At 42.6% G+C, this 4,391-nt stretch carries 4 protein-coding genes; 2 read left to right on the forward strand and 2 right to left on the reverse strand.

What is annotated here, in order from left to right:
- Nucleotides 1-359 precede the first annotated feature (359 nt).
- Nucleotides 360-1,196: a CvfB family protein gene (locus B3763_RS00005; RefSeq protein ID WP_286742312.1), complete on the reverse strand. Its 837-nt coding sequence runs from the start codon at nucleotides 1,194-1,196 to the stop codon at nucleotides 360-362.
- 77 nt (nucleotides 1,197-1,273) lie between these two features.
- Here B3763_RS00005 and B3763_RS00010 point away from each other — a divergent pair, with 77 nt between their 5' ends.
- Nucleotides 1,274-2,353: a hypothetical protein gene (locus tag B3763_RS00010; protein WP_286742315.1), complete on the forward strand. Its 1,080-nt coding sequence runs from the start codon at nucleotides 1,274-1,276 to the stop codon at nucleotides 2,351-2,353.
- Here the strand turns inward: B3763_RS00010 and B3763_RS00015 are convergent.
- Nucleotides 2,338-3,015, reverse strand: a complete 678-nt coding sequence (locus B3763_RS00015) for a copper homeostasis protein CutC (protein ID WP_286742317.1) — start codon at nucleotides 3,013-3,015, stop codon at nucleotides 2,338-2,340. The genes B3763_RS00010 and B3763_RS00015 overlap by 16 nt on opposite strands.
- Nucleotides 3,016-3,453: 438 nt before the next feature.
- Here B3763_RS00015 and B3763_RS00020 point away from each other — a divergent pair, with 438 nt between their 5' ends.
- On the forward strand, nucleotides 3,454-4,347 hold the full coding sequence (locus B3763_RS00020) for a 3-hydroxybutyryl-CoA dehydrogenase (RefSeq protein ID WP_189630014.1): 894 nt from the start codon (nucleotides 3,454-3,456) through the stop codon (nucleotides 4,345-4,347).
- The last annotated feature ends 44 nt before the right edge of the window (nucleotides 4,348-4,391 follow it).

A 4,391-nucleotide genomic window follows, 5' to 3' on the forward strand; every position in this document is an offset into this window, starting at 1 on the left:
CTATTATATCTATGCCATAGACCCCTCCGAAAAATGTGATGGAGGCCCGGCCGAAGACCCCAGAGTGTTGCGCATTCGGTTTACCGCCCTGGGAATAGCGAACGAAGTGGATATTCGCTAAAACAACTAAAATTTTAGTATTTAAGCAGATTATCAAAGGAAATTTCTTCAATAGATTTTTTTGAAGAATATAATTTTTCAATAACCAAAATATTCATAACTTAAAGACATAGATTATCAAGCTAACTGCTTTATTGGCATTTGTGCAATCGTTATACACTGCCGCGTCAGTAAGATAAATTAGCTTAGGTTAGTTTTAGTTTTATAGGTAGTTTAGGGAAGGTTAACTGCTCCTCAAGTTAACCTTCCGCCTTTTTAAGCTTTATTTCTCTGTCGAATATTTCTATGTGCCCGGCTTTATACAACCCTCCGAGCACCTTTTTAAAGTTCTTTTTGCTCATTCCAAAGGCCTGCTGAATCTCTTCAGGAGAACTCTTATCGCCCAGGGCAAGACTTCCTCCTGCTTCTCTAAGGGCATTCAATACCGAATCAGACATATCGAGCACAGCCTCATAGCCCTGCTTTTGCAGGCTCACATCTATCTTTCCGTCTTCTCTAATGTGCTTTATGTAACCCAGGCGGTTATCGCCCAACCTAATGTCTTCAAAAATCTCATTGTCATAGACAAGCCCCACATACTCACTATTGATCACTACTTTATACCCCAGGTCTGTTTTTTGCCATATAACGAGTTTTACCTCCTGCCCTTCTTCCAGACCATCGGCAGTGTCAGAAACGAAGCCAGCAATTTTGGTTGAGCCTATCATGCGATTGGTCTTATAATCGAGCAATATCATAACTGCATACTGCCCTCCTTCACGCATGTCGGCATGCTGTTCTTTTTTGGGCACCAAAAGATCCTTCTCTAGTCCGTTGTCTACAAAAGCTCCAAAATCGGTTATCTGTTTTACTTTCAACCCAACGATTTCACCAACCTGACCATAGGGCCACCGGGTAACAGCAATGGGTCGGCTCATATGATCTGTGTAAACAAACACCTTTAGTTTGTCTCCAATCTCGTATTGTTCCGGTAAATATTTTGCAGGAATCAGTACTTCTTCTTTACCATCGGTGAGGTAGCAACCAAAATCTACTTCTCTGGCAATTTCCAGCTCTTGAATTTTCCCTATTTCCATAATGAATTCGTCAATCTATTCGTATTTTGAATACCAATGCAAAAGTACCATTAATCGGCAGCCAATTCTCAATTGCTTTGAAACTATTCCGAAACACACTCATTATTTTCCTCCTTTGCAACCTCTACACTCCTTCAGTAGCCCAGAAGCACTTTTTGGCTTCAGAAGCTTTTGACGGCAGTTTTAGAGGAACAGAACGCTTTCGGGTAGCTTTTTACAACGTAGAAAATCTTTTTGACTATTTTGACGATAGTACCACGCTTGACGATGAATTTTTACCTCGTGGTGGCAACCGCTGGACAAAAGAGCGCTACTTAGCAAAACAACAAAAACTGGCCAAAACCATAGTGGCTATGGGCGGCTGGGAAGCTCCCGAGCTTATCGGGTTTTGTGAAGTGGAAAACCGATACGTTCTCACCACACTCACTCAGTTTACCCCACTAAAATCAGTGAGTTATGAAATTATTCATCAAGACTCGAAAGACCGCAGGGGCATTGATGTAGCCGCCATTTACCGCCCCGATAAATTCAAACTTATCGATTACTTCTACTACCCCGTTCGGTTTCCTTTTGACACAGCAAGCAGAACCCGTGATATACTCCATGTGATTGGCGAACTACCCAATGGCGATACCTTGCATTATTTTGTGAATCACTGGCCATCCAAATTTGGCGGTGAGTTTGAGACACAACCTAAACGCCTATTCGCAGCTCAGCTTGTTAGGGCTAAAGCAGACTCTATACTAAGTGTTAACCCCGGGGCCAATATCATTATAGGGGGCGACTTTAATGATGAACCTGAAGAAGAAAGTATGATTACCGGTTTGCGCGTTAAAACCGAAATAGAACAAACAGCAAGCACCGATCTGTTTAATCTTATGTACCCGATTCGCTATCAGGCAGGTACTCACAGTTTCGAAAATAAATGGGGTATTCTAGATCAGTTTATAGTATCGGGAAACCTCCTGAAAGGTGGTGGCCGTACCTCCGTATTCAAACGCACGGCTCAAATTTTCGACTTGGACTTTCTCTTAACAGAAGGCGCAACAGGTGCTACCAGACCCTTCAGGACGTACCAGGGACCACAATATCTGGGAGGTTATAGCGATCATTTACCCATTTTATTAGACTTGGTATTGCGCTATACGGACAATTGACGCAAACAGTCTAGCATAGCCTTGACCTCCTCTTTGGAGGTGTGCTTTTGGCCAGGCAACAAGGCAGCACTATGATATTCCTGGGCTTCAAGTGAATGTAAATGTTTAATGTTCTCCGACCGAATGCCTCCTCCGGGCATAATGATTAGGTCGTCATCGGCTTCCTCTATTAACTCCCCTAACCTGTCGTAGCCCGCCAGAGCAGTAGCGGCCCCTCCTGAGGTAAGTACTCTTTGAATTCCCAATTCACGAAGGGTATCCAATGCCTCAAAAGGATTCACTGTTTCATCAAAGGCCTTATGAAAAGTTACGTCCATATAGCCAGCCTCCTGCATGAGTTCATACGTCATCCTTTCGTGTATTTTTCTATCGGGAGTAAGCGCCCCAATCACCACTCCTTCACAGCCCATTTTGCTACAAAACGCTACATCTTCTTTCATCTGTTCTAACTCTAGCAAAGAGTAACAAAAGTCTCCGGACCTTGGCCTGATCAACACATAGACAGGGATATCCACCATCTCCTTCACCAAATGAATCATCCCTTTACTGGGCGTAAGCCCGCCTACAGAAAGTTCGGCACACAATTCAATTCTATCGGCTTTGGCCGCATTGGCATTTAAGGCCGATTCCACACTACCGGCACAAACTTCTAATAAGGGCATATCTGGTATTTTTAGGGGTTACTTAAGAAGCATGGCATATCTTTCAACACTTTACCATGGTTTGTGTCTTCACAAATGATCCTTACAAAACGCTGTAAAGACACCGCGTGACTTCATGCTGTCTATTCACTTCTTTGTGATCCAAATTAAGTAACCCTATTCCATTTTCGAAAATAACAAAGTACTCCAATCCGGATCACAGAAAAGTATATAATATGGGAAAGCAGATATTAATTCGTCCAGTGGCCTGTGAATGGTATGTCAAATACATTGGCATACGCTTTCCTTTGGGGCTATGGTGTTTTCAAAGAAAAATCTTGTCATAACCTTTCAAGAGGCCTTTTTGGATATTTAATCAATTCCTTACACCGATCGCAGGTTAAAAGTAGATGATGCAATTATATTTGTACAAACGTAAACAAACCTAAAGATTAGCAAATGGAGAATATTTCAGTGATTGGTTCTGGTACTATGGGTAACGGCATAGCCCATGTTTTTGCTCAGAGTGGATTTAAAGTAAACCTGGTAGATATATCGCAAGAGGCCCTGAACAGAGCCCTGAAAACCATTGAAAAGAATTTAGATAGAATGCTGGCCAAAGAAAAGATTGATGAGGCCACAAAAAATGCTACCCTTTCTAACATTACTACTTACACTGACCTGAAGTCTGGTGTGGCACAGGCCGACTTGGTGGTTGAAGCTGCAACCGAAAACGTTAACATTAAACTGAAAATATTTGAAGACCTGGAGTCTTTTACCAAACCGGAATGCATTCTTGCCTCCAATACGTCTTCAATTCCAATTACCAAGATTGGGTCAGTAACCAAAAGGGCCGATAAGGTAATTGGTATGCACTTTATGAACCCCGTGCCGGTTATGAAGCTGGTAGAAGTAATCAGAGGCTATGCTACTTCCGATGCAGTAACTCAGCAGATAATGGAGGCCTCTAAAAAGCTGGGCAAGGTGCCTGTAGAGGTAAACGACTATCCCGGTTTTATTTCCAACCGCATTTTAATGCCAATGATTAACGAAGCCATTATCTCTCTTTTTGAAGGTGTGGCCGGAGTTGAAGAAATTGATACTGTAATGAAACTTGGAATGGCTCATCCGATGGGGCCTTTGCAATTAGCCGATTTCATCGGTTTGGATGTTTGCCTTTCCATTATGAATGTACTTTACGAAGGTTTTGGCAACCCGAAATATGCTCCGTGCCCGCTGCTTGTTAACATGGTTACTGCCGGATATCTGGGTGTGAAATCGGGTGAAGGATTCTACGACTGGTCTCATGGAACCAAAGACCTTGTGGTTTCCGGCCAGTTCAGCAAAAAATAAAATCGGATTACTTACTTAACCTGAGTTCGATGTACGAAAAGAAC

Source organism: Roseivirga sp. UBA1976 (assembly GCF_002336325.1).
GTDB classification, from domain to species: Bacteria; Bacteroidota; Bacteroidia; order Cytophagales; family Cyclobacteriaceae; genus Roseivirga; species Roseivirga thermotolerans.

What these genes read in the sequence shown, in the direction of transcription:
- B3763_RS00005 (WP_286742312.1), bottom strand. Translation starts at nt 1,196, where the DNA reads ATGGAAATAGGGAAAATTCAAGAGCTGGAAATTGCCAGAGAAGTAGAT.
- B3763_RS00020 (WP_189630014.1), top strand. Translation starts at nt 3,454, where the DNA reads ATGGAGAATATTTCAGTGATTGGTTCTGGTACTATGGGTAACGGCATA.
- B3763_RS00015 (WP_286742317.1), bottom strand. Translation starts at nt 3,015, where the DNA reads ATGCCCTTATTAGAAGTTTGTGCCGGTAGTGTGGAATCGGCCTTAAAT.